General features: G+C 44.5%; 1 protein-coding gene. It reads left to right on the forward strand.

The window, feature by feature from the left end:
* Positions 1–290 (forward strand): hypothetical protein (locus KDM89_RS20210; RefSeq protein WP_212689661.1); only part of this gene is annotated, 290 nt, incomplete at its 5' end.
* Positions 291–389: the final 99 nt, after the last annotated feature.

A 389-nucleotide genomic window follows, 5' to 3' on the forward strand; every position in this document is an offset into this window, starting at 1 on the left:
CTGACAGCGCATGGGCGAGTTTGTGCTCCAGTGTATGGGCTTGCATTAGTGCGAGTTCCGAAGCCTGGCTGTGCAGCTCGCTTTGTGCCGCCTGCTCAAGTTTGCTAATGATCGCTGTGCTGAACACCATTGCAAAACAGAATACCATTGCTACCCAGATTTCGGAGTTGATTCGCTTGATTTGGGAGGAAATGGACATTGTGTTGAAAAGCGCTGATAAGGAAAGTAAATTATTTCTTTATGGAAAGTATATGCGACAAATGAAGTTTGATGCAATTTTTGCAGCATAGCCGGGAAAATGAGACTCAATCTTATTTGCAAGTCGATCATGGCTGTGTGATACATATCAAGCGGAACGGCGTTGCATGCACTATTCTGTGCAACATATT

The organism is Cognatundibacterium luofuense (assembly GCF_018139685.1).
Lineage (GTDB): Bacteria > Pseudomonadota > Gammaproteobacteria > Burkholderiales > Burkholderiaceae_D > Undibacterium > Undibacterium luofuense.